Origin of the sequence: Streptomyces sp. NBC_00443 (genome assembly GCF_036014175.1) — a bacterium.
GTDB lineage: Bacteria > Actinomycetota > Actinomycetes > Streptomycetales > Streptomycetaceae > Streptomyces.
On the sequence record NZ_CP107917.1, the window covers coordinates 6,669,303 to 6,691,772 of the forward strand.

General features: G+C 69.6%; 22 protein-coding genes. 12 read left to right on the forward strand and 10 right to left on the reverse strand.

The window, feature by feature from the left end; all coding sequences use genetic code 11:
- From blsF to OHO27_RS30400, 5 genes are all read left to right on the forward strand, one after another.
- On the forward strand, positions 1–954 hold the full coding sequence (gene blsF / locus OHO27_RS30380; protein ID WP_328428153.1) for a CGA synthase-related protein: 954 nt from the start codon (positions 1–3) through the stop codon (positions 952–954).
- A 109-nt stretch (positions 955–1,063) separates the two neighbouring features.
- A complete protein-coding gene (locus OHO27_RS30385; RefSeq protein WP_328428154.1) occupies positions 1,064–2,179 on the forward strand; it encodes a DegT/DnrJ/EryC1/StrS family aminotransferase in 1,116 nt (371 codons plus the stop codon).
- Between the two features lie 118 nt (positions 2,180–2,297).
- Positions 2,298–3,545, forward strand: a complete 1,248-nt coding sequence (locus OHO27_RS30390; RefSeq protein ID WP_328428155.1) for an MFS transporter — start codon at positions 2,298–2,300, stop codon at positions 3,543–3,545.
- 68 nt (positions 3,546–3,613) lie between these two features.
- On the forward strand, positions 3,614–4,861 hold the full coding sequence (locus OHO27_RS30395) for an ATP-grasp domain-containing protein (RefSeq protein ID WP_328428156.1): 1,248 nt from the start codon (positions 3,614–3,616) through the stop codon (positions 4,859–4,861).
- Positions 4,858–5,796, forward strand: a complete 939-nt coding sequence (locus OHO27_RS30400; RefSeq protein ID WP_328428157.1) for an AMP-binding protein — start codon at positions 4,858–4,860, stop codon at positions 5,794–5,796. Before OHO27_RS30395 ends, OHO27_RS30400 begins: the two co-directional genes overlap by 4 nt.
- A gap of 79 nt (positions 5,797–5,875) precedes the next feature.
- On the opposite strand, the gene OHO27_RS30405 is transcribed toward OHO27_RS30400, so the two are convergent.
- The 6 genes from OHO27_RS30405 to OHO27_RS30430 all read right to left on the reverse strand — a co-directional run bounded on the left by OHO27_RS30405 (position 5,876) and on the right by OHO27_RS30430 (position 11,362).
- A complete protein-coding gene (locus OHO27_RS30405; protein WP_328428158.1) occupies positions 5,876–7,738 on the reverse strand; it encodes a hypothetical protein in 1,863 nt (620 codons plus the stop codon).
- Positions 7,739–7,856: 118 nt separating this feature from the next.
- Positions 7,857–8,057 (reverse strand): hypothetical protein, encoded by a 201-nt coding sequence (locus OHO27_RS30410; protein WP_328428159.1) that lies wholly within the window; start codon positions 8,055–8,057, stop codon positions 7,857–7,859.
- 17 nt (positions 8,058–8,074) lie between these two features.
- Positions 8,075–8,710: a class I SAM-dependent methyltransferase gene (locus OHO27_RS30415; RefSeq protein WP_328428160.1), complete on the reverse strand. Its 636-nt coding sequence runs from the start codon at positions 8,708–8,710 to the stop codon at positions 8,075–8,077.
- Between the two features lie 222 nt (positions 8,711–8,932).
- Complete coding sequence (locus tag OHO27_RS30420; protein ID WP_328428161.1) at positions 8,933–10,057, reverse strand: beta-methylarginine biosynthesis bifunctional aminotransferase; 1,125 nt, start codon at positions 10,055–10,057, stop codon at positions 8,933–8,935.
- Positions 10,054–11,067, reverse strand: coding sequence for a 2-ketoarginine methyltransferase (locus OHO27_RS30425; RefSeq protein WP_328428162.1), 1,014 nt, complete (start codon positions 11,065–11,067; stop codon positions 10,054–10,056). The genes OHO27_RS30420 and OHO27_RS30425 overlap by 4 nt, the downstream gene beginning before the upstream one ends.
- Positions 11,060–11,362, reverse strand: coding sequence for a hypothetical protein (locus tag OHO27_RS30430; protein WP_328428163.1), 303 nt, complete (start codon positions 11,360–11,362; stop codon positions 11,060–11,062). The genes OHO27_RS30425 and OHO27_RS30430 overlap by 8 nt, the downstream gene beginning before the upstream one ends.
- Positions 11,363–11,764: 402 nt before the next feature.
- On the opposite strand from OHO27_RS30430, the gene OHO27_RS30435 reads away from it, so the two are divergent.
- The 4 genes from OHO27_RS30435 to OHO27_RS30450 all read left to right on the forward strand — a co-directional run bounded on the left by OHO27_RS30435 (position 11,765) and on the right by OHO27_RS30450 (position 16,018).
- Positions 11,765–11,950 carry a hypothetical protein gene (locus OHO27_RS30435; RefSeq protein WP_328430743.1) on the forward strand — a complete coding sequence of 62 codons (186 nt, stop codon included), beginning with the start codon at positions 11,765–11,767 and terminating at the stop codon, positions 11,948–11,950.
- Between the two features lies 1 nt (position 11,951).
- A complete protein-coding gene (locus OHO27_RS30440) occupies positions 11,952–12,326 on the forward strand; it encodes a winged helix-turn-helix domain-containing protein (protein WP_443059630.1) in 375 nt (124 codons plus the stop codon).
- Between the two features lie 165 nt (positions 12,327–12,491).
- Positions 12,492–14,318, forward strand: a complete 1,827-nt coding sequence (locus tag OHO27_RS30445; protein ID WP_328428164.1) for a flavin-containing monooxygenase — start codon at positions 12,492–12,494, stop codon at positions 14,316–14,318.
- Entirely contained in the window at positions 14,315–16,018 is a 1,704-nt protein-coding gene (locus OHO27_RS30450; RefSeq protein ID WP_328428165.1) for a hypothetical protein, read from the forward strand. Before OHO27_RS30445 ends, OHO27_RS30450 begins: the two co-directional genes overlap by 4 nt.
- Positions 16,019–16,029: 11 nt before the next feature.
- Here OHO27_RS30450 and OHO27_RS30455 read toward each other — a convergent pair whose 3' ends face one another.
- Together OHO27_RS30455 and OHO27_RS30460 are read right to left on the reverse strand one after the other, a co-directional pair.
- Entirely contained in the window at positions 16,030–16,404 is a 375-nt protein-coding gene (locus OHO27_RS30455) for a MazG-like family protein (protein ID WP_328428166.1), read from the reverse strand.
- Positions 16,405–16,429: 25 nt separating this feature from the next.
- Positions 16,430–17,002: a DoxX family protein gene (locus OHO27_RS30460; RefSeq protein ID WP_328428167.1), complete on the reverse strand. Its 573-nt coding sequence runs from the start codon at positions 17,000–17,002 to the stop codon at positions 16,430–16,432.
- A gap of 155 nt (positions 17,003–17,157) precedes the next feature.
- Here OHO27_RS30460 and OHO27_RS30465 point away from each other — a divergent pair, with 155 nt between their 5' ends.
- Together OHO27_RS30465 and OHO27_RS30470 are read left to right on the forward strand one after the other, a co-directional pair.
- Positions 17,158–17,484: a nuclear transport factor 2 family protein gene (locus OHO27_RS30465; RefSeq protein WP_328428168.1), complete on the forward strand. Its 327-nt coding sequence runs from the start codon at positions 17,158–17,160 to the stop codon at positions 17,482–17,484.
- 78 nt (positions 17,485–17,562) lie between these two features.
- Positions 17,563–18,549 carry an aldo/keto reductase gene (locus OHO27_RS30470; protein WP_328428169.1) on the forward strand — a complete coding sequence of 329 codons (987 nt, stop codon included), beginning with the start codon at positions 17,563–17,565 and terminating at the stop codon, positions 18,547–18,549.
- Between the two features lie 280 nt (positions 18,550–18,829).
- On the opposite strand, the gene OHO27_RS30475 is transcribed toward OHO27_RS30470, so the two are convergent.
- Positions 18,830–19,606 (reverse strand): SDR family oxidoreductase, encoded by a 777-nt coding sequence (locus OHO27_RS30475; RefSeq protein ID WP_328428170.1) that lies wholly within the window; start codon positions 19,604–19,606, stop codon positions 18,830–18,832.
- A gap of 134 nt (positions 19,607–19,740) precedes the next feature.
- Between OHO27_RS30475 and OHO27_RS30480 the strand changes: the two genes are divergently transcribed.
- The gene (locus tag OHO27_RS30480) at positions 19,741–21,381 is read left to right on the forward strand and encodes an alkaline phosphatase D family protein (RefSeq protein WP_328428171.1); all 1,641 of its coding nucleotides are present in this window, start codon (positions 19,741–19,743) and stop codon (positions 21,379–21,381) included.
- On the opposite strand, the gene OHO27_RS30485 is transcribed toward OHO27_RS30480, so the two are convergent.
- Complete coding sequence (locus OHO27_RS30485) at positions 21,368–22,414, reverse strand: Gfo/Idh/MocA family protein (RefSeq protein ID WP_328428172.1); 1,047 nt, start codon at positions 22,412–22,414, stop codon at positions 21,368–21,370. The genes OHO27_RS30480 and OHO27_RS30485 overlap by 14 nt on opposite strands.
- Positions 22,415–22,470: the final 56 nt, after the last annotated feature.

Here is a 22,470-nt window from a genome sequence, read left to right on the forward strand (position 1 = left end):
ATGACGACACGGCGCACGTCCGCGCAGACGGGCCTGAGGGTCCTGACCGCCGCCCTGCCGGGAGATCCCGAATCGCACACCGTACTGCGCTGGATCTGCGCTCACCTGACCGAAGTCGAACTGGTGCCGGGCCAGCGGACGGGCTCCGGCGCCGACTCGCCGGACGAGCCCGCCGACGTCGCGATCATCTGCGACGACACCGTCCTGGCCGAGCGCACCGAACGGTCGGGAACCGCGGTGGTCTTCGTGTCGAGCACCGGGACTAGGCCCGTGAGCGGCTGGCCGCCCACCCGGCTCCGGAGTCTGCATCGTCCTGGCTGGCTACCGGACTCGGGGTCGCAGGGCGTCCACCAGGCCGGGACGGTCGCGCCACCCCGTGCGGTTCGCGCCCGGCACGGTCAGGGAGCGCTGATCCGCCTGGCCGTGCCGGGCGCCGGACAGGCCGAGGCATGCGCCCGTCTCCTGCGCAGGGCACAGGACGCGCTCACGGAAGGTGCGCACTGCCCGGTCTCCGCCGTGCAGCTGTACGGTCCGGGCAGCGCGAACGTCGCCGAGAAGCTGCGGACGCTCGTGCCGGGCCCCACTGTGTTCGAGGACGGGGATCCGGCAGCCGAACGGGCCCTTGCCGACGTGTCACTGCTGGTCTCCTCACCGGGCCTGACAGGCGTGACGCTGGCACAGACGGCCCGGGTCCCCCTTGCCCTGCTGCCCCCGTTCGACGCCGTCCAGCAGGAGGCCGCTTCCGTGCTCGCCTCCGTGGGCGCACCCCTGGTCGTACCGAGCGGCGACCGGGACGACTGGACGTACGAGGCCGGAACGCTGCGCCGCGCTCTCGACGCCCCGGAAGAGCTGAGCGTGTGGACCGACGCCGCTCAGCGGGCGGCCGGCGACGATCGGCGCGGGGCGCAGCGCATTGCCCGCAGAGTCCGCCAGCTTCTGCTCGCCCCCATGTAATGCAGGTCAGACCACGTGTGGCTCGCCAACTCGGCGCCTCCACCGATCTCTTGGAGCCTCTATGTTGCGCAGACTGCCCTACGGAGCGAACTACCTCGAATGGGAGGAGATGCATGAGCTTCGAAGTGCCGTCGACGACAAGTCGCTCTTCCGGTACATCTCCTCCGGCGTCAGCGTGTCCAGCCGACTCGAGGAACTGGTCGAGGAACGACTGGGTGCCACCAGGGCACTGGCGGTGCACAACGGAACCGAGGCGCTGCGGCTCGCACTCATGGGCACCCGGCCCTGCGCCGGTGATCCGGTGTACATACCGGCGGTCACCTTCGTCGCGGTGGCCGGCGCCGTGCTCTCCTGCGGTCTGGTGCCGGTGCCGGTGGACGTGGACGAGCGCTTCGGCCTCGACTCGGCACTCCTGCCGGCGGACGCACAGCGCGTGATCGTCGCGCACATGGAAGGCATGGTCGGGCCTCTCCCGCAGGACGTGCCCTATCTGATCGAGGACTCCGCCCAGGCGATGGGAGGTCGGCACGCCGACGGCCGCCACGCGGGCACGGTCGGCTATGCGGGAACGTTCAGTTTCCACCATGCGAAGGTGCTGACGTCGGGTGAGGGCGGACTCGTCGTCGTCCGGGACCCCGACGACTGGGAGGTGCTCCGCTCGTACCACGACCACGGCTCCGACCGGGAGCACGGCAAGTATCCGGTGTGGCGTGAAGGCGCCTTCTACGGCGAGAACTTCTGCGCCAACGAGGCCGTGGCCGCCGTCCAGCTCCAGCAGTTCCGCCACCTCGACGAGATCCTGGCGAGCCTGGAGCGGCACCACGCGATCCTCGCCGAGGAGCTTCCCGACCGCTCGGACATCAGGCGGGTCGTACGGACCGGCGGAGACGTGAAGGTGAGCGTCCGGATCGAGCTGGGGTCCCGCGAGTTGCGGGACCGCGCGCTGGCCGACCTCACCGACCGGGGCCTTGCGTGCTGGACGCTGGACAAGTACTTCCTGCCCGAGCACCCCGTCGTGCGGGATCGTGTGTCCGTGTACGCCGACGGGTTCCCATGGAACCTCGACGACGGTGCGCAGCGCTACCGGCCGCGCAGTCGTGACGGCTTCCGTGCCACCCGCGAAGCGCTCGGACGTACGCTGTGCCTGCCCCTGGCCCCGGAGCTGGACGAGACCGGCCAGACCCAGGCGGCCAAGGAAGTGGCCGCCGCGCTGGCCGCCCTGTAGCTCGACCGTGGCGAGATATCGCCGAGTTCTCGAGATGCTGATCGGGGCGGCCACGTGCCCATGGTCCGTGCGCTTCTTGGCCGTATCCCTGCCTCGTTGATGGAAGAGACGTGTCCTCGTGTCATCTGCCGTTTCCCGGTTCACCGATCTGCTGCGCCACCGGCTCGTCAAGGGGCCGGTGCTGTGGGGGCTGATCGGCCGGCTGCCGTTGTATCTCGTCAGCCTCGCGTTGACGCTCCACCTCCTTGAAGAGGGACTGAGCTACGCGTCGGTCGGACTTGTGCTGGCCGCCTACACCGTGGGCACGGCCACGCTCGGTCCGCTGATCGCTCGCCGTATCGACCGGCGAGGGCAGTCGGCGATGCTCATCACGACGGCGATCGCGCATCCTCTGGCACTCCTCGGAGCGGTGTCCGCGGCGTCCGGGCCGAGAAGCCTGGAGCTGGTTCTTGCCTTCGCGGCCGGCGGCACGGTCCCCCCGGTCAGCCAAGTGATCAGGGCGCTGTGGAGCACCCTTCCGCTGAGCAGGAACGAACGCTCGACCGCGTATTCACTGGAATCCATTTTCGCCGAACTCTTCGTCATCGGCGGACCTTTGCTGCTCAGCGGACTGATGGTGCTGGGTGAGGCGGGCACCGCCGCAGTGGTGGGCGGGGTTCTGGCCGGAGTCGGCGCCCTTGGCCTGGCCACCACGAAGGCCTCCCGCCAGTGGACGCCCGAGCCCACGGCACAACGTGATCTGCTGGGCGCTCTGCGGTCGGGTTCTCTGCTGGTCCTGCTTCTTCTGCTGTTCCTGGCCGCGTTGACCCTCGGCGTCCTCACTCTGGCGCTCGCTGCCTTCAGCGAGGACAAGGGCTCCGCGGGCGATGTGGGGTTCCTGTACGGCGCATCGGGCGTCGGCGGGGCCATCGGCGGGCTGTGGTTCGGCAGCCGGTCCTTCCGCGCGCCGACGGGTCATTACCTGCCCCTGGCGTGTGTCGCGTTCACCCTGGCCGCCGCGGTTCCTCTCCTGGCCTGGGACATCTGGTCGATGGCGGTTGCCATGGCGATCCAGGGCTCCACCATCGCCCCGCTCACCGCCATCCTGTACGAACTGGTCGGCTCGACCGCGTTGAAGGGCACCGTGTCCGAGGCGTTCACGTGGGTTCTGACGGTGAACGCGGCAGGAGGGGCCGTGGCGTCGCAGCTGGCCGGAGTGCTGATCGGCCGCTTCGGCTGGTCGGCCGGATTCGCTCTGGGAGTGCCGACCGGCATCTGCGCGACGTTCGTCGCCTTCGCCGTTCGCCACCGGATGACCGAGGCGTCCACGGAGGCTCCCTCTGACCCCGTGGACGCTGATCCGGCCTCTCTGGGAACCGACAAATAAGCCAAATCGCAGAAAGTCGCTCCTTCATCCGTCCGCGACCATCCGTTTGCGACCCCTGGAGATCCTTCATGACGACCTCAGCTCCTGAGATATCCGCCCTCCCGGTAGTGCTGCTGGTGGACGGCAGGCCCTCCACCTTTGTGCGCAACGCGCTGGACAGGGACGACGTACACATCGTCCTGCTGCGTTTCACCTCGGCCCTCAAGGACCTCCCGCAGGAGTACCTGGACCGTACGGCGCATCTGCCCGCGTTCGTCGCCCAGGACGAGAACCTTGCCGAAGAGGCGGAGCGTTACCTGAAGTGGGTCGAGACGCTGGAACAGGTGCCCACCTACTTCTGCAATCCGCAGGAGCCGCACCAGGAAGTGGCCCAGCCGTTCGCCGAGTTGGTGGGACTTCCGCATCTCACCAGGCAGCAGGTCGAATGGGTCCGGCACAAGACGGCCATGAAGGACAGGTTCGCCGAGCTCGGAATGCGGTGCGCCGCCTACCGGAAGGTCGCATCACTCAGCGAGGTGGCCTTGTTCGCCGAGGAGCAGGGCTGGCCGGTCGTTCTCAAGCCCATGGACTCCTTCGCCTGCATCGGGACCTACCGGATCGACGGCCCGGACGAGCTCGCGAAGGTTCCGGAACCGGCGCCCGAACGCCAGTGGATGGTGGAGGAGTACATCCGCGGTACCGAGCACCAGCTGTGCGCGCTCGTCACCCGCGGCAAGGTGGTGGACGCCTATCTGTCGGTCAACCCGGTGCCGATTCTGGAAGTACTGGACGGAGCGATCAACGCCAACATCACGTTCGCCCCGGGAGAGGAACTGCCGCTGGACGTACGGTCGGTGTGCCAGGAACTGGTGGACGGCCTGGGCCTGGACCACGGCTACTTCCATGCGGAGTGCTTCCTGATGGACGACGGCACGCTGTGCGTCGGTGAGGCGGCCGCACGGATAACCGGCTGCGAGGTACCGGCCAACCACGGGATGTCCCGCGGCTTCGACATCCACCGGGCAACGCTCGACACCTACCTCGGCCGCACACCCGACCTCGACTACACGGAGGACCGGGCCGTCGGTGACCTGCTGTTGCCGGTGAAACCGGGAAAGGTGGTGAGCCTCACCTCCGAGGAAGAGCTGAGCCGGCTGCCCGGTGTCCTGGCCGTGCGCATGAAGCTGGCCGTCGGGGACGTCGCCGAGCCGCCGCGTGCGTCCCACGCGTCGTCGGGATACCTGCATGTCGCCGGAGCCACCGCGGCCGAGGTCGAGCAGCGGATGCGGAACGTGCTCGACCATTTCACGATTCAGACGGAGCCTGTGAGGGCATGACGAGGGCTGCGGTCGCCGACGGGGTCACCACACTGCCGGAGCTGTTCGCACGCATCCTGACCGAGCATGCGGAGCGGCCCGCGATCACCGAGGCCGGCGAAGTGCTGACGTACCGGGAACTGGACGAGCGCTCCGACGCGGTCTCTGGGCTGCTCCGGGTGCATGGCGTGTCGCACGGGGACCGGGTCGCGCTGCGCGTGGCCCACTCCTCGGGAGGCTGGGCCGCTCTCTTGGGGATCCTCAAGAGAGGGGCCGTCCATGTGACGACGGAGCCCGGTGGTCCGGGCTGTCCGGGCGGGCCGGTGGTGCGCAGGGGCGGTGCGTCCTTCTGCCTGACGGACCGGGCGCGCAAAGCCCGCCGAATCCCGGGACTGGTCGTCATACCCTTCGCGGACGCGGGCCCGCACACCGCCGTGCACCACTCGGCTCCCAACCCCCGCCTCGCCACCGCGGCATGTGTCGTCGCTCCCTCGGCGAGCGCGCGCCGTGCGTCGGTCGTGGACCACGCGGACATCGTCGCCCATGCCGAGGCATGGCTCGGCGACCTGAACATCCCGGCCCTGCGGGGACAGCGGTTCGGATATCTCGGCGACGTGCCGCTGTCCGCCGTGCTGCTGTCCCTGTGGGTCGGGCTGGCCCAAGGGGCACACCTCGTGGTTCTGCCGCCGCTGGCGTGGCTGATCGAACAGGGCCTCCACGACGAGCTGAGCCGGCGGGGCGTCACGGCGCTGGTGCTTCCCGCCGCCGCTCTGCATCACGTGGTGGGGGAGGGGGTGGAGGGCTTCGCGGCCCTGCGCCTCCTGGTCGTCGAAGGCGACGGGCCGGCACCGGAGGCCGGCCGGATACTCGTCGGTGCGGGCTTCGACGGTTGCCTCGTCCATGTCGTGGGCGCGCCCGGTACGACCTCGTACCGTGTCGTGCGTACGGAGACGTGATGTGAAGACGGCGTGTACGCACGAGAAGTCGTTCTGGAAGCGGGGCCGCCTTCCAGAACGACTTCTCGTGTGCCGGCGGTCAGGCGGCGGGCAGGACGCCGAAGTCCCAGCGTGCTGTCGACAGGCCGATGTCCTGAACGGCGAATGCCGTGAAGTAGTACGCCTGCGGGTGTGCCCCGGCATCGACGGCGAGAGAGAACTCCGCCTCGTGCCACTGCCCCGCGGTCGCCCTGATCCTGCTCTGAGGCGGAGACACCGTGCAGTCCGAGCGCAGGTGGCGGGGCACGAACACGCCGATCCTCACCGGCCCTCGGCGTTCGGAACGCAGCTGCACGCGTGCGTGCAGCGTCCCGCCCGTGTGGACCGTTTCCGCTGCCTTGACGCGCAACTCGGGCGAACCAACGACCCGGCATGCCACGTCACCGCACCGGACGCAGAGAGTGCAGACCGTGTCCAGTGCCGTGGGGACCAGGGCGCGCTTCACGAACTGCCGGGCAGATCGGCCGCAGTGGCACAGCACGTCGGAGACGGACTCCCGGGCAACGGTGCTCCGTTGGCCGAAGTAGGCCTGGAAGTCGGTGAACTCGGTCTCCGGGTCGTTCACGATCTGCGTGCTGATCACGTGATCGAGGGACTGCAGATCGTCGGACAGGGCACGCAGGATGGCCGACTCGCCCTCCGCCGCCGTGGCTCCCCGAGTCCCCCAGCGCTCCACCTTGCCCGCGATCCTCGTGAGGCGCGGGCGCAGCGCGTGTCCAGCCGGCAGCAGGCCGCCGGCGAGGTACGCGGTCAGCCGGGAGGACGTCGACAGCACCAGGGGGTGGGGCAGCTGGGGCGTGGGGTCAAGCTCGATTCCCCCGTCGACGGCCATGCCGACGTGCAGGTAGGCAGGGTCCGGCTGGGCAGCGGTGATCGTGGAGTTGAGGCTCCTCGCGGAGGGTGCCTCGGCCTCCGCCGCGCGCATCCAGATCGTGTTCTCGGGCCGGGCCGAGTCATGCACGGTGGGCGCCGCCACCACATCTCTGGCCACACCGTCCACCGCATTGAGCATCAGCTGGTACTTGGGGTCGTAGGCCACAGCGTCGGCGAACGGACCGCTGTTGCACGAACTCAGCACGATCTCGACGGCGGAGACACGGTTCAGAGGGATCAGCTTCTCGGACGGTTTGTAGCAGTCGGGACCGTAGGCGCAGCGCGGCCCGAGCAGCTCCGGCCGGCGGGGCACCGCGGGGTTGAGCCCGCAGATGGTGAAGTCGGCGAGGTTGATCGAGTCGTCTCGTCCGTGGCCCTGAAGCAGCAGCCGGCGCCATCGCCTTCCGAGAAGCTCGGTACCGATGTCCTGGCGTTCCAGAGCGCGGTCGTCGTAGACCTCTACGCCGCCGAGAGCCTGCGGCCGGTCCGTGGACGTGAACAAGCCCGACGCCGCGACCTCCGGATCAGGCACGCAGAACTGCTTGGCGGTGAACCACGCCAGCGACGCGGCGTCCCGGCCGGTCAGAAGCCCCACCTGCCGACCGGTGACCCGCTGGGCCTGCCGCACGATCTCCATGACCGGGCTCGAGGTCAGATGCGGGTACGCGGCCACGACCAGCAGGGATCGCCCGCCGGGGAGGGTTTCCGCCGGCTCCGGGTACTGGACGCTCAACTCCTCCTCGTCCAGCCACTGCAGAGCGAGCGACCCAATCAAGGACCGTAGACCGGCGGGGAGTTCGGATCCCCCCAGGAGCACGCCCTGCGCGAACGCCGCCGGCTGCGCGATGCCTCGGTAGAGCTCGGCTGCCAGCTGCATGGCGGACAGCAGATCGGCACGGCCGTCCACCCACACCGGGATGGAATCCGGGTCCGGTGCGGCCAGAAAACGCGCGACGGCATCGGCGTATTCGGCATGGTCGTCGATCGGGTTGAAGAGTCTGGTGCAGAACTCGGTTGGAGAGCTTGACATGACTGGCCGATCCCTTTTCGGTTCGCGGCGTCTTGAAGCGGGTGCTGCGGCGGATCAGCCGCACGTACGAGTGCGGCGGGGGTGCCGTGCTCGTCACCCCCGCCATGACAGACGACCGCTATCCCGCCACAGGCGTCGGCGCCGGGAAGAACTCCGTGACGTCGCTCTCAGGTACCCAGATCGGCCGCTCTTTCCCGATGATCAGATACCGCTGGAGGTTCTTCTCGTCGTCCCATGCGACGGCGAGCACGCGGTACTTCACCTTGCCGCCGATCTGAATCTCGACGTCGCTTGCTACCCCGGTGAAGTGCAGTGGCATTTCTTCCTCCTGGCGAATCAGTGACGGTTGGTGAAGCACTGGAGGTAGGCATGGCCGGACGGCCTGCCCTCCAGGTAGCTGGTGGTCGAGTAACTGTCATAGGGATGCCGCTCGATCAGGACCTCGTCGAAATACGGCTCCCAGCGCGGCTCGATCTTCGGTTCGGTCACGAAGAAGGACATGAAGTGCCCGCCGGGGCGGAGGACGCGCGTGATCTGCTCACGCATCAGCGTGTCCCACCACTCCGCGTCGTCCCGCATCTGCTTCGGGAGCCACGGGTCCAGCATGATGCCGTCGATGGTCCGGGAGGGGATCGAGTCGATGTACTCGAAGAAATCGGCCTGGACGATCTCCAGGTTGTCGGGGAGAGCCGGCGTCGATTTCTTGAACTCCTGGATGACATCGTCGTAGATCTCGACGACCGTGTGCTTCTCCACCTTCGGCTGTTCGGCGATCGCGATGGCAGAGAGCCCGAAGCCGAGTCCGCACTCCAGGAATACGCCTCCGGTGCGGCAGAGGATCTCGGCCGAGCGGCGCATGAATGGTGCTTCCCACTCCTGCATGGCTTGCGACCCGTCGATGTACAGGGTTTTCTCGCCGTCGGTGTTCTTGACGGCGATGTCCGGAGCGGTGGGCTGTGCGGGATGCTTCACGGGCTGTCCTTACCTCTCGAGGGCCGCCGCATAAATGACGCACGAAAGCGGTGCGCATCTATGCGAATGATGGAATCGGGGCCGAATTGCAAGCCCGGGCGCCTTTCGAACGGTTCTCGCTCACCGTAGCCGGGCGCCCATCTCAGCGGTTGGAATGCTGTGGTTGGGCATCTGCACTGCGGGAACATGCAGCGTTCCCATACATGGGCAAAGCAGACTGAATCACTCAGGGTTTCCGGACACCGCCGTGAAACGGCGCAGCCTCTCGCTGGTGGCGGAGATTGCCTCCAGGGACCTGGCGAGGAACGCGGGTTCGGCTCCGGTCGGGATGCGGATATGGCGGGAGTCGGCGGGGTGGTAGTGCGCGCCCGTGGTGATGACGAGGCGGTGCTCCGACATCAGCTCGTCCGCCAGTTTCTCCGTGTCGGGCACCCCGGGGTCCACCCACACATGCGTGCCACCTTGCGGAGGGGATACCCGCATGCCGTTCGCCCGCGCCCAGTCGAGGACCAGCCGATGGCCGGCCCGCACCCGCTCGGTCAGCGGCTGGTTGCCCAGTTTGCACAGCTGGGCCGCCTGGTTCTGGGCCCGCGTGGACACGGCGATGCGTTCCCACTCCATGCGTGCGGTGAGCTGGGCGACCTCGTCAGGGGCGGTGGTGATCCAGCCGACGCGGAGTCCGGGGGCGCCGTAGTTCTTGGAGAAACTGTTCAAGCCGTAGACGCCACGCCAGTTCTCGACCAGAGCCAGCGGCGCGGCCAGAGCTGCGGGGTCCTGAAGGAAGGAGTCGTAGGCCAGGTCGAGGACCAGCCTGAAGCCGAGCCGACGCTGGGCGGCGAGCAGGGCGCGTGCCGTTGCCTCGTCCATACAGGCACCGGTCGGGTTGTGCGGGGAGTTGACGTAGAGCAGGTCTTCAGGGCCGAGGCCGAGCTCGGTCCAGGAGTGCTTCCCGACGAGGTCCGGCCAGTCCACCACCTGCGTGTCGAAGCCGATGGACTGCAGCAGATCGGCGACGCTCAGCAGGACGGGGCCGCTGCACACCGCTCGCCGCGTTCCGTTCCCGAAGAGGTGACGGGCGATCAGCCCCAGCCCGTCGAAGGCGCCGTTGGTCACGAGGAGCGCATCCGTGCCCACGTCGACGTCTTGTTCCCGCATCCTCAGGCACAGCGCATCCAGAAGCTCTTCGGTGCCCTGGCTCGGGGCGTACTGCGCGTCCAGCTCCCAGCCGACCGTCTGAAGGCCGGGCGGTTCGGGCCAGACGGGCACGTTCTCGGCCAGGATCTCCCACGGCTCCTGCGGCGAGGCCGCGACCACCGCGAGGCGCTGTCCCAGCGGCGTCAGACTCACTGGGCGGCACCTCCCTGCCGACTCAGCAGATAGCCGACCTCAAGGCCGGTGGAGTCCACGCGCGGATCGACCACGCGCCGGGACACGACCGAGGCGCCGGCCTCTCGGAACAGGTCCTGCCAGAACTGGTCGGTCTCCAGCCGCTGTTCGGTGAGGACATGCAGGAGGTAGTACGGGTTGTAGTAGGCCAGACCGAGGCCGTGCTGCATGACCTGCGGGTCGGCGGGGCGGTGGTCCACCTCGACGACGGCGAGGTGGCCGGAGTGGCGCAGGGCCGCGCGGACCAGCTCCACCACCGCGCTGCGGCCTTCCTGTTCCAGGATCTCCTGGAGCAGGAACGCGGCGAGGCAGAGCCCCGAGGAGTCCGGCTCCGCGTCGGAAGCGACCGTGTTCCGGACGTAGTCGGTGGCGCCGGAGCGGACGAAGTCCAGGCCCGCGGCCGAGGACTCCTCGGGAGCGTATGGGTCGACTCCGATGCCCGTGACCGTGCCGGAGTCGCCGACCAGGTCCGCGAGGAAGGTCCCGTCACCGCAGCCGAGGTCCACGATGGAGTCCGGCGTGGCCGGCAGATCGGACATCAGCTCGCGGACGAGCGGCAGTGCGTCGTAGGCACTGATCCCACAGCTTCCGATGCCCACGAGCCTGCCGTCGCGGCTCGCGTACCCCTTGCCACGCAAGACGTGCGTGACCTGTTGGAACGTTTCTGCATAGCCGCCGACCAGCAGCTCGTACCAGGGTCGGTACGGTCCGAGACCGCGGCCCTTTTCCGTCAGGGCCACGGTGTCGCCGCGCAGCGTCACATAGTTCTCGTTGGCGAGGTAGCGCAGAAATCCGCTGGTCCGTGCCGCGTCGAGTTCCAGGGCCGCGGCCACTTCCTGGACCGACTGCGGACCGTCCGCGATGCGTTCGTACAGGCCACTGCTGAACAGGTGGTAGATGCCCTGCGCCAGCGCGAAACCACGGACGGGCTGTAGTGCCTCGATGAGCCGGAGCTCGAATCCCTCATCCATTGTGCTGTCCCTCATCCGGTGAACTTTCGGCCATGGGCTGGAAGTCGATACGAACGATTTCGAGATCGCAGGTGTGGTGCAGCAGTTTCCGGAAGCGGTCGGCGCGCTCCGCCGACCGCGTGCTGACGCGGATGAACGGGCGGCTGCGACCTTGCCAGTCCAGAACGCGGGAATCTGCCGCGGTGACGAAAACGCAGTCCTCGCGGAACTCTTCCCCCGCCAGAAGCCCGCGTACCTGGTTCTCCAGGGCATTGCGGGCTTCGCGTTGTATGCCGAAGAACTCTATCGTCGGCATGTGTCCTCCTTGCATCCACTTCGGCCGGAACGAACGCGGTGTGGCGTTCAGCCCCAGGCGGAGTCCCCGTCGTCGTTGTTCAGGCCGAAAAGTGCCGTACCGCAAGTTCCGTGTGTCGGGAAAAGGTTCCGCATAAGGTTGCCCTTCCTTCGTATCGCCCTGTGGCGCTATTCACGGTATCGGTGTGGCGCTCCCGGCGGTCAGGGGGGAAATGGTGAGGACCTGCAATGCCGAATCATGCAGGGGTGACAATGGATTACTTTATGCATGCAAATGGGGCGTATGGGGTGAAAATGGCACCCGGGCTTACTTCCTTCCGGCGCATGCGCGATTCGTTCGGTTTGAAGGGGCGCGATTATTCGGCTGAGCCTTGCGACGGGATTCAGCAGGTAAAGTGACCGCATGCCGAAGCCGCAGTCGACCGACGCGGAACCGGCGGTACCGGCGAAACCGGATGTCCTCCTCGTCGTCGGTGATCCCCGCACCTCCGAGCCGCTCTCCGCGCTGCCGGAGCTCGCCGGCCACCGGACCGTCGCGGTGGACCGCGCGACCGAGGCCGGCAGGGCGAGCGGCGGGGCGGGTCGCTGAAGTGCTGGCCCGTGCCCGGCAGTTGGTGCGGAGCCGTGAACCCTCAGGGTGGGACGGCGCCCTGCGCCACGGCGATCTCGTGCTGGACTACGCCACCCGTCGGGCGCGCCGCGGTGAACGCACCATCGAGCTCACGCCCGCCGAGTGCCGGCTGCTGCGCCGTCTGCTGGTGAACGCCGGGCGGGTGTTGTCCAAGGAGCAGATCGGGCGGCACGTCTGGGACGAGCCGCCGACCGACGCCGCCATCGAGCGGCTCGTGTCGCGGCTGCGCCGCAAGGTGAACGGGGGGCGGGCAGGCCGCGCTGATCCACACCCGGCGCGGCTTCGGCTACTGGCTGGGCGGGGCCGCACGGCCGTAAGCCCCGCATGGCCGTAAGCCCCGCACGGCCGTAAGTGCCCCCGGCAGCTTGTGTCCTGGGTCACATTGATCACGTGTCCGGGATATGTCTGGGAGCTGTCAGGCCGGTTCGCTTGACTGACCTCCGACTTCCCCTGTCCCGGCCCTCCCGCGGCCGGCCCCACGACCGAGGAGAGCGTACCCATGCCCGAGCCGCAGGACGTGAGCATCAGCCTGGACGCGGAGTTCGGCTTCGACCCCGATGCCCTGCGCGCCAAGTACCGCGCCGAGCGCGACCGCCGGATTCGGCCCGACGGCAGCGGTCAGTACCGGCACCTCACCGGCGAGTTCGGTGCGTACGACCAGGACCCGTACGCCGATGCGGAGTTCGAGCGCGAGCCGCTGCGCGATCGGGTCGAGGCCGTCGTCGTCGGTGGCGGGTTCGGCGGGCTGCTCGCCGGGGCGCGGTTGCGGCAGGCGGGTGTGCAGGAGATCCGGGTCGTCGAGAAGGGCGGGGACTTCGGCGGGACCTGGTACTGGAACCGGTACCCGGGCATCCACTGCGACATCGAGTCGTACATCTATCTGCCGTTGCTCGAAGAGCTCGGTCATGTCCCGCGGTGGAAGTACTCGCCGGGCGAGGAGATCCGGCAGCACGCGCGGGCCATCGCCAGGCACTTCGGCCTCTACGAGCACGCCTGTTTCCAGACCGAGGTCACTGAACTGCGATGGGACGAAGGCGGGTTGGAATGGATCGTCGGCACCGATCGGGGCGATGAGATCCGGGCCCGGTACGTCGTCGTCTCCAGCGGCACCCTCAGTCAGGCCAAGCTGCCCGGCATCCCCGGCATCGAGACCTTCCGCGGGCACACCTTCCACACCAGCCGCTGGGACTACGACTACACCGGCGGCGACGCGAGCGGCCGTCTGACGGGGCTCGCCGACAAGCGCGTCGCCCTCATCGGCACCGGCGCCACCGCCATCCAGGTCGTGCCGCACCTGGGACAGGACGCAGAGCAGCTGTACGTGTTCCAGCGCACGCCCTCCTCCGTCGACGTACGCGGCAACCGGCCCACGGACCCCGAGTGGGCCGCGTCCCTCCAACCGGGCTGGCAGCGGCAGCGTATGGAGAACTTCCTCAAGGTCGTCACCGGCGGCCGGGAGGAGGCGGACCTGGTGAACGACGCCTGGACCAGCACCGCCCGGCTCCAGGAGAAGCTCATCCCGACCAACGCCTACGCGGACGTCCCGGCCGAGCAGCGCGAACTCGCCTACGAGATCGCCGACTTCCAGAAGATGAACGAGCTGCGCGCCCGCGTCGAGACGACCGTGCAGGACCCGGAGACCGCCGAGAAGCTCAAGCCCTGGTACCGGTACATGTGCAAGCGGCCCACCTTCAGCGACCACTACCTCCAGACCTTCAACCGGCCCAACGTCACCCTCGTCGACACCGCCGACACCCACGGCGTCGAGCGGATCACCGAGAACGCCGTCGTGGTCGGCGACACCGAGTACGAGGTCGACTGCATCGTCTTCGCCACCGGGTTCGACGTCGGCAGGTCGGGAGTGCTGTCCGGCAAGCTACCGGTGTACGGACGCGGTGGCGCCGGGCTGCTGGAGACCTGGATGACCGAGGGGCTGAAGACACTGCACGGGTTCACCACCCGTGGCTTCCCCAACCTCTTCCTGCTCGGCTCCATGCAGAACGCCGCCTCCGTCAACTACGTCCACATCCTCGACGAACAGGCCACGCACGTCGCCGAGGTCGTCGCTCAGGCGCGCAAGCGGCAGGTCCGGTGCGTGGAGCCGACCGCCGAGGCGCAGGACGCCTGGGTGGCGACGATCCGTCAGAAGGCCGCCGACCTGCACAAGTTCCAGGCCGAGTGCACGCCCGGCTACTACAACAACGAGGGGCGGCCGCGAGAGCGCAGCGAGTCGTACGGCGACGGGCCGGTCGCCTTTCACGAGCTGCTGCGGCGCTGGCGCACGGAGGGCGGCATGCGCGAGGTGCTGGTCGAGGGCGAGGCATGAGCGCCGTGGAGCCGAGCAGGTACGACACGACCGGCGACCGGCACATCACCACCAGCGTCCGCTGGGCCGCCGAGCGGCTCAATCCGCCCAGCCGGCTGTGGGGTTCCAACGGCGTCGCGTTCGGGCCCGACGGGCGGCTGTACGTCGCCCAGTTCCTCGCCGGGCAGATCAGCGCCGTCGATCCGGCGACCGGGGAGGTCGAGGTGGTCGTACCGATGGACAGTCCCGTGCAGGCGCCGGACGACCTCGCCTTCGGCGCCGACGGCTCGATGTACATCGCCGACCTGGTGCCGGGGCGGGTGTGGCGGCGTGGTCCGGAGGGGGAGTACACGCTCGTCTCCGAGGATGTCGACAACCCCAACGGCATCACCTGCGTCGGCGACCGGCTGTTCGTGAATGAGATGAAGCCGGGTGGCCGGCTGATGGAGCTCTTTCCCGACGGAGGCGACCCGCGGGTCCTGACGTCGGGGCTGGCTCTCGGCAACGCCATGCAGCTCGGGCCCGACCGGCACCTCTACTACCCGCACATGATGAGCGGCCCGAACCCCCTGCTCACCGGCCAGGTCTGGCGGATCCAGCCGGACGGGGGCGCGCCCGAGGTGGTCGCCGACGACGTCCACCAGCCGGTCGCCGTACGGTTCGACCAGGGCGGGATGCTGCATGTGCTGTCCCGCGGACCCGAGGGCATCGTCACCCGCATCGACCTGCACGGCAGCGGCTCACGGACCCTGGTCACCAGCGGCGTCGTCGGGCTGGACAACGCGGCCTTCGACGCCGATAACCGCATGTTCGTCTCCAGCTACGCCAGCGGCGGCGTCACCGAGATGCACCCCGACGGGCGCACCCGCGAGATCGTGCCGCGCGGACTCGACGGACCGTACGGCGTGACCGTCGACCTCGGCGGCAAGGTGTACGCCGCCGACCACTACCGGGTCGCGAGCCCCGAGCGCTCGCCGGAGGGCGGCGTCACCACACACTCCCTGCGGCCCTTCTCGCACGGCATCGTGGCCGACGGTGGACTCCTGCACACCACCTCGCAGTTCGGGCAGATCCAGACGTACGACCCCGGGGCCGGGACCACCCGGGAACGGGCCGGCGGGCTGCGGCGGCCGCTCGGCATCACCGTGGCGCCGGACGGCTCGCTGGTCGTCGCCGAGTCGGACGCGGGGCGGGTCGTGGCCGTCGATGAGCGGGACGGGCTCACCGTGCTCGCGGACGGGCTCGAACAGCCCGTGGACGTGGCCTTCGACGCCGAGGGGCGCTGCTACGTCAGCGACGAGCGGCTGGGCGCGGTGCTGCGGGTCGAGCCGGACGGGCCGCCGACGGTCGTGGTGGACGGGCTCGACGCACCGCAGGGGCTCGCTGTCCTGGGTGCGGAGTTGTTCACGGTGGAGACGGGGCGGCGCCGGCTGCTTGCGGTGTCCCTGACGACGGGGGAGCGCCGGACCGACGCGGAGGACCTGCCGGTCGGGGCGCCGCCGGGGGTGGTTCCGCGGGCGGAACCTGCTCTCTTCGCGGGTGGCATGCCAGGAATGGCGCGGCGGTTTGCGGGGCTGGCGGTGGCGCCGGACGGTGCGTTGCTGTTGTCGGCGAACGGGGAGGGGACGGTGCTGCGGCTGACGCCCGGGCAGCGGTCGACCTGCGGGCCGGTGGGGGCGGGTCGCGCAGTTCCCCGCGCCCCTTTCGGGGCGCGTTCCTGAACCGGAATTTTCTAGGAAGCCGGGCCCAGCGAGCGCTCCCTCACCCGTGCCAGATGCTCGGTGAACACCTCACGCGTGTCCGGAGTCAGCGTCCGCAGCGCGACCAGTGCGGTGATGACCACGTCGCACAGCTCGCCCTGTACGTCCTCCCAGGTGTGGGTGACGCCCTTGCGCGGGTTCTGACCGGTCGCCCCGATCACCGCCTCGGCGACCTCGCCGACCTCCTCCGACAACTTCAGCATGCGCAGCAGCATGCCCTCCTTGCCGCCGACCGGCTGGTCGGTGTCGAGCCAGGTCCACAGGTCGTCGATGGTTGCCCAGAGGTCGTCGGCGGTCTCGGTGGCGGGCTCGGCGGCGGTGCCGGGAGGGGCTGCCTGATCAGTCATGCGGGCAGCTTGGCACAGCGGCCGCCTACTCCTCGAACAAGGCTTCCTGATCCTCGAACGCCCCCGCCTGCTCCTCCCTGTCCGTCCTCGCCTCGTCCAGCCTCTTGTTCCGCGTCCCGATCACCACCGCCGTCACCGCCGCCGTCGCCGCCAGTGCCGTGGGAACCATCCAGCCGCGGTCGACGACATGGCCGAGGGCGTGGTCGAGGGAGAGGCGGCCGGGGCCCGTGATCGCGAGGCAGGCTGCGGCCAGGCCCAGGGTGGCCGCGTGCTCGTAGCCGCCCTCCTGGTTGAAGAAGCCGTTCGGGGCGTGCACCGCGGCGGCGCCCGCCATGGCGCCGGCCGCCGCCGCACCCGCCGCCGGGGTCGCCAGGCCCAGCGCCAGCAGGGTGCCGCCGCCGGCCTCCGCGAGGCCCGAGGCCGTCGCGCTGGCCTTGCCCGGCTGGTAGCCGATCGACTCCATGAACTGGCCGGTGCCCTCGATGCCGTGTCCGCCGAACCAGCCGAACAGCTTCTGGGTGCCGTGCGCGATCAGCACGCCGCCGGCGCCGAGCCGGAGCAACAGCAGGCCCAGATCATGTCGGTCGTAAGCACTCACAATGACTCCCGATGACTCCCGGAACAGACCACTGGTGACGGATCCCCGTCCGATCCCCGCCCTCGTATCCACCGTCGCATCGAAGTCACCCGCCCGGCCTGCCCGCGCCGCCGTTCGGGTGGCGGGGCTCCGGGGGCGGTGTGAGGCTGACTGCCATGACGATTCAGACGTCCAAACTCAGCGACCCCGCCGTCCGTGCCTTCGTCACCGCCGTCAACGCCCACGACCGCGAGGGCTTCATGAGCATCCTCGCGCCCGGCGCGACCATGGCGGACGACGGCAGCGACCGCGACCTCGCCGACTGGATCGAGCGGGAGATCTTCTCCTCCAACGGCCACATGGAAGTCGACAACGAGTCCAACAGCGGCCGCGATCTCCTCACCCACTACCGCAACGACACCTGGGGCGAGATGCGTACCCGCTGGCACTTCGAGGTCGAGGGCGACGGCAGGATCTCCCGCTTCGAGACCGGCCAGGCATAGCCGGCGGCGAGCAAGCCACCGCCGGAGCCGCTCAAGCGCTTGCCCTCGTGTGCACTTCAACTTCTAACGTCCCACCCCATGGAGACCAAGAGGACTTTGGGACGGACCGGCATCGAGGTCAGCGCGCTCGGCTTCGGCTGCTGGGCCATCGGCGGTGAGTGGCAGTCCGCCGACGGGCAGCCGCTCGGCTGGGGCAAGGTCGACGACGAGGAGTCCGTACGGGCCGTCCGGCGCGCCCTGGACCTGGGCGTCACCTTCTTCGACACCGCGGACACCTACGGCGCGGGCCACAGCGAACGCGTCCTGGGCCGCGCCCTGGGCAAGCGCCGTGCCGATGTCGTCGTCGCCACCAAGTGGGGCAACGTCTTCGACGAGGAGACCCGCACCCTCACCGGTGCCGACGACACCGTGCCGTACGCCCGCCGCGCGCTGACCGCCTCGCTGAGGCGCCTGGACACCGACTACGTCGACCTGTACCAGCTGCACCTGTCCGACGCCGACCCGGAGCGTGCCGCCGAACTGCGTGACGTCTGCGAGGAGTTCGTGCGCGAGGGGCTCATCCGTGCCTACGCGTGGAGCACCGACGACCCGGCCCGTGCCGCCGTCTTCGCGCAGGGGGAGCACTGCGCGGCCGTACAGCACGCGGCCAACGTGCTGCAGGACGCCCCTGGGATGTTCGCGCTGTGCGAGGAGCTGGAGCTGGCGAGCATCAACCGCAGCCCGCTCGCGATGGGCCTGCTGACCGGCAAGCGCAGGACCGGGCAGGCCCTGGAGGCCGGGGACATCCGCAGCCGGCCGCCGCAGTGGCTGAAAGGCTTCGAGGACGGGTCCGGGGCCGACCCGCAGTGGCTCGCGCGCGTCGACGCGCTGAAGGACGTCCTCACCGGCGGCGGCCGTACGCTCGGCCAGGGCGCCCTCGCCTGGCTGTGGGCCCGCAGCCCGCGCACCGTACCGATCCCGGGGTTCCGTTCCGTCGAGCAGGCCGAGCAGAACGCGGGCGCGATCGCCCAGGGGCCGCTCACCGCCGGGCAGATGGTCGACATCGACCGGATCCTCGGCCGCTGAGCACCGTGCGTACGGGCTGCTGAGCACCGTCGTACCGCTTAACCGGCAGCCGTTCCACGCACCGGTGCGTACCTCGCGGTCCCACGCGACGTCCACCCCCACCCGGTGTCATGGAACGGCTGCCGCCTCCCCCCTCGGAGTGGCCTGCGGAAGCCGTCTGCTTCATATGTGAAGCTCTGGTGCAGAACGACTTGAGCATAAGTCGCCGACCGGCCGCGATGTGTCGGAATTTCCCATTCCGCTTGTGCAAGTTGTGGAGGTCAAGGGGAGGGGAGGGGCCTCAGCCGCGCCCCACATACGGCATCGCCGTCGCCAGCACCGTCGCGAACTGCACGTTCGCCTCCAACGGCAGCTCCGCCATGTGCCGCACCGTTCGAGCCACGTCGGCCACGTCCATCACGGGCTCGGGCACCACCGAGCCGTCGGCCTGCAGGGCGCCCGTCTGCATGCGCGCGGTCATGTCGGTCGCCGCGTTGCCGATGTCGATCTGGCCGACGGCGATGTTGTGCGGCCGCCCGTCCAGCGACAGGGACTTGGTCAGTCCGGTCAGCGCGTGCTTGGTCGCCGTGTAGGCGACGGAGAGCGGGCGGGGCGTGTGCGCGGAGATCGAGCCGTTGTTGATGATCCGGCCGCCCTGCGGGTCCTGCTCCTTCATCTGCCGGTACGCCGCCTGAGCGCACAGGAACGCCCCGTTGAGGTTGGTGTCCACGACATGCCGCCAGGCGTCGTACGACAGCTCCTCGACCGGCACCCCGCCCGGCCCGAACGTCCCCGCGTTGTTGAACAGCAGGTCCACTCGCCCGAACCGCTCCACCGTGGCCGCGAACAGCGCGGCCACGTCCTCCTGCCGTGACACGTCGGTCCGTACGACGAGAGCGGCGGCTCCGGGTGTCTGCCCCGCCGTCTCCTCCAGCGTCTCGACACGCCGCCCCGCCAGCGCCACCGACCAGCCCGCGTGCAGCAGCTCCACCGCGACCGCGCGGCCGATGCCCGAGCCGGCGCCGGTCACCACGGCAGTCCTCGCGTCCGTCCTCGTGTCCGTTTGCCTGTCATTCATGGGGCCGCAGGCTACGCGACGGTCCGCCATTCGGAACTCATCTGTCTGCCATCTGGGTGTTGTGTACGCGCCAAGCGAGTGTCGTCCCCGGCCACTGCAATGCCTCGTGCATCCATCAGTCAGGGGAGGACCGGATGACCATCACGACAGACCCGCCCCAGCACAGCCCCGAACTGCGCGCGGCAGCCCGCCACATCGGCCGCCGCCGCTTCCTGACCGTCACGGGCGCCGCCGCCGCGCTCGCCTTCGCGGTGAACCTGCCGGCCGCGGGCGCCGCGAGCGCCGCCGAGCTCGACGCCCGCCGGATCACCGACAACCCCTTCACCCTCGGCGTCGCCTCCGGCGACCCGCTGCCCGACTCCGTCCTGTTGTGGACCCGCCTCGCCCCCGCCCCGTACCAGCCCGACAGCGGACTGCCCGCCCAACGCATCACCGTGCACTGGGAGTTGGCGCACGACGAGAAGTTCACCAGGGTCGCCAGACGCGGAGCGGCCATCGCGTACCCCGAGTTCCACCACACGGTCCACGTCGAGGTCGGCAAGCTCGACGCGGACCGCGTCTACTACTACCGCTTCCGTGCCGGCACCTGGATCAGCGAGACCGGCCGTACCCGCACCGCCCCCGCGCCGACCGGCACGGCGACCTCGCTGACCCTCGCGGCCGTCTCCTGCCAGGCGTACACCGACGGCTACTACACGCCGTACCGCCATCTCGCCCAGGACGACGTCGACGTCGTCTTCCACCTCGGCGACTACCTGTACGAGTACGCGGTCAACTCGGTCGGCGGCTACCGCAACTACACCGACCGCACGCTCCCCGCGGTCTTCAACCGCGAGACGGTGACCCTGGAGGACTACCGCCTGCGCTACGCCCTCTACAAGTCCGACCCCGACCTCATGGCCGCGCACGCCGCGCACCCGTTCGTCGTCACCTGGGACGACCACGAGACCGAGAACAACTACGCCGACGACATCCCGGAGAACAGCGTCCCGCCGGAGGAGTTCCTGCTGCGCCGGGCCTCCGCCTACCGCGCCTACTGGGAGAACCAGCCGCTGCGCCGCCCGCAGCAGCCCGTCGGCCCCGACATGCAGCTCTACCGGCGCCTGCGATGGGGCCGGCTCGCCCAGTTCGACGTGCTGGACACCCGGCAGTACCGCTCCAACCAGGCGTACGGCGACGGCTCGCAGATCCCCGGCCCGGACGTCGACGACCCGGCGCGCACGATGACCGGGGCGACTCAGGAGCGGTGGCTGCTCGACGGCTGGCGCGACTCGGCGGCACTGTGGAACGTGGTACCGCAGCAGGTCACCTTCGCCCAGCGCAAGTTCGACCTCACCGAGCCCTCACGGGTGTCGATGGACGCCTGGGACGGCTACCGCGCCTCCCGCCGCCGTGTGCTGGACGGCGCCAAGGCCGCCGGCGTCGAGAACCTGATGGTGCTCACCGGAGACGTCCACGTCGGGTACGGCTTCGACATCAAGGCCGACTTCGACGACCCCGACTCCGCCACCCTCGGCACGGAGATCGTCGCCACGTCGATCGCCAGCGGCCGGGACGGCATCGACAAGCCCGCCAACTGGGACACGTACATGCAGGCCAACCCGCACATGAAGTTCTACAACGGGCGGCGCGGCTATGTGACCGTCGCGCTGGGGCAGCAGCTCGCGCGGACCGACTTCAAGACGGTGCCGTACGTGACCACGCCCGGGGCGCCGGTCACGACGGCCGCGTCCTTCGTGACGGAGGTGGGGGAGCCGGGGCTCACGCCGGCGTGAGTTCGGGCGCGAGGTCCTCGCCCGCGCCCCCGTCGGGGGCCTCGCCCGGGTAGCGGACGCCGACGCGGTCCCGGATCGCGTCGAGCGTCCGCATCACGGCCAGCGTGCCGTCCAGCGGGACCAGCGGTGACTCGGTCTCGCCGGCGCGCAGGGCCCGCATCACCTCGGCGGCCTCGTGCCGCAGGCTGCCCCGCGCCCCGTCCGCCGGGTCGGCCGTGAACTCCTCGGGGTCACGGCCGTCACGGTGCAGGACGAAACGGTCCGGGAAGAAGAAGCCGTGCGGTATGTCGATACGGCCGCCCGAACCGGTGACCGACGCGGAGGTGGCCGTACCGCCGACGATGGAGCAGTGCACCGACGCGAGGGCGCCGCTGTCCCAGGAGAGCAGGGCGCCCGTCTGCAGATCGACGCCCTCCGCCGACAGCGCCGCGCGCGCCGTGACATCCGACGGCTCCCCGAGCAGCAACTGGGCGAAGGAGACCGGGTACACGCCGAGGTCCAGCAGCGCGCCGCCGCCCTGCACCGGGTCGCGCAGCCGGTGCGCGGGCGGGAACGGGCCGGCCAGCCCGAAGTCGGCCTGCACATGGCGCACTTCGCCGATCGCGCCGTCGTCCACGAGGGCTTTGAGCCGCCGGATGAGCGGGTTGCAGTACATCCACATGGCTTCCATCAGGAAACTGCCGCGCGCATTCGCCAGCGCGACCAGCTCCTCGGCCTCCCGCGCGTTCAGCGTGAACGCCTTCTCGCACAGCACGTTGCGCCCGGCCTCCAGGCACAGCCCGGCGGCGACGCGGTGCGCCGAGTGCGGGGTGGCGACGTAGACGACATCGACATCGCCGTCCTCGGCGAGCGCGTTCCAGTCGCCGTACGCCCGCGGGATCCCGAAGCGCTCGGCGAACGCGTCGGCGGAGTCCTGGCTCCGCGAGGCCACGGCCACCACCTCGGCATCCGGCAGGTCCACGAGATCCGCGGTGAACGCGGCCGCGATCCCGCCGGTCGCCAGGATCCCCCACCGCACGCTTCGTTCCGTCACTGCGGTCCCACCCCTCGCTCATGTGACCCTCGGCACTCTGTACGAGCTGAGAGCAT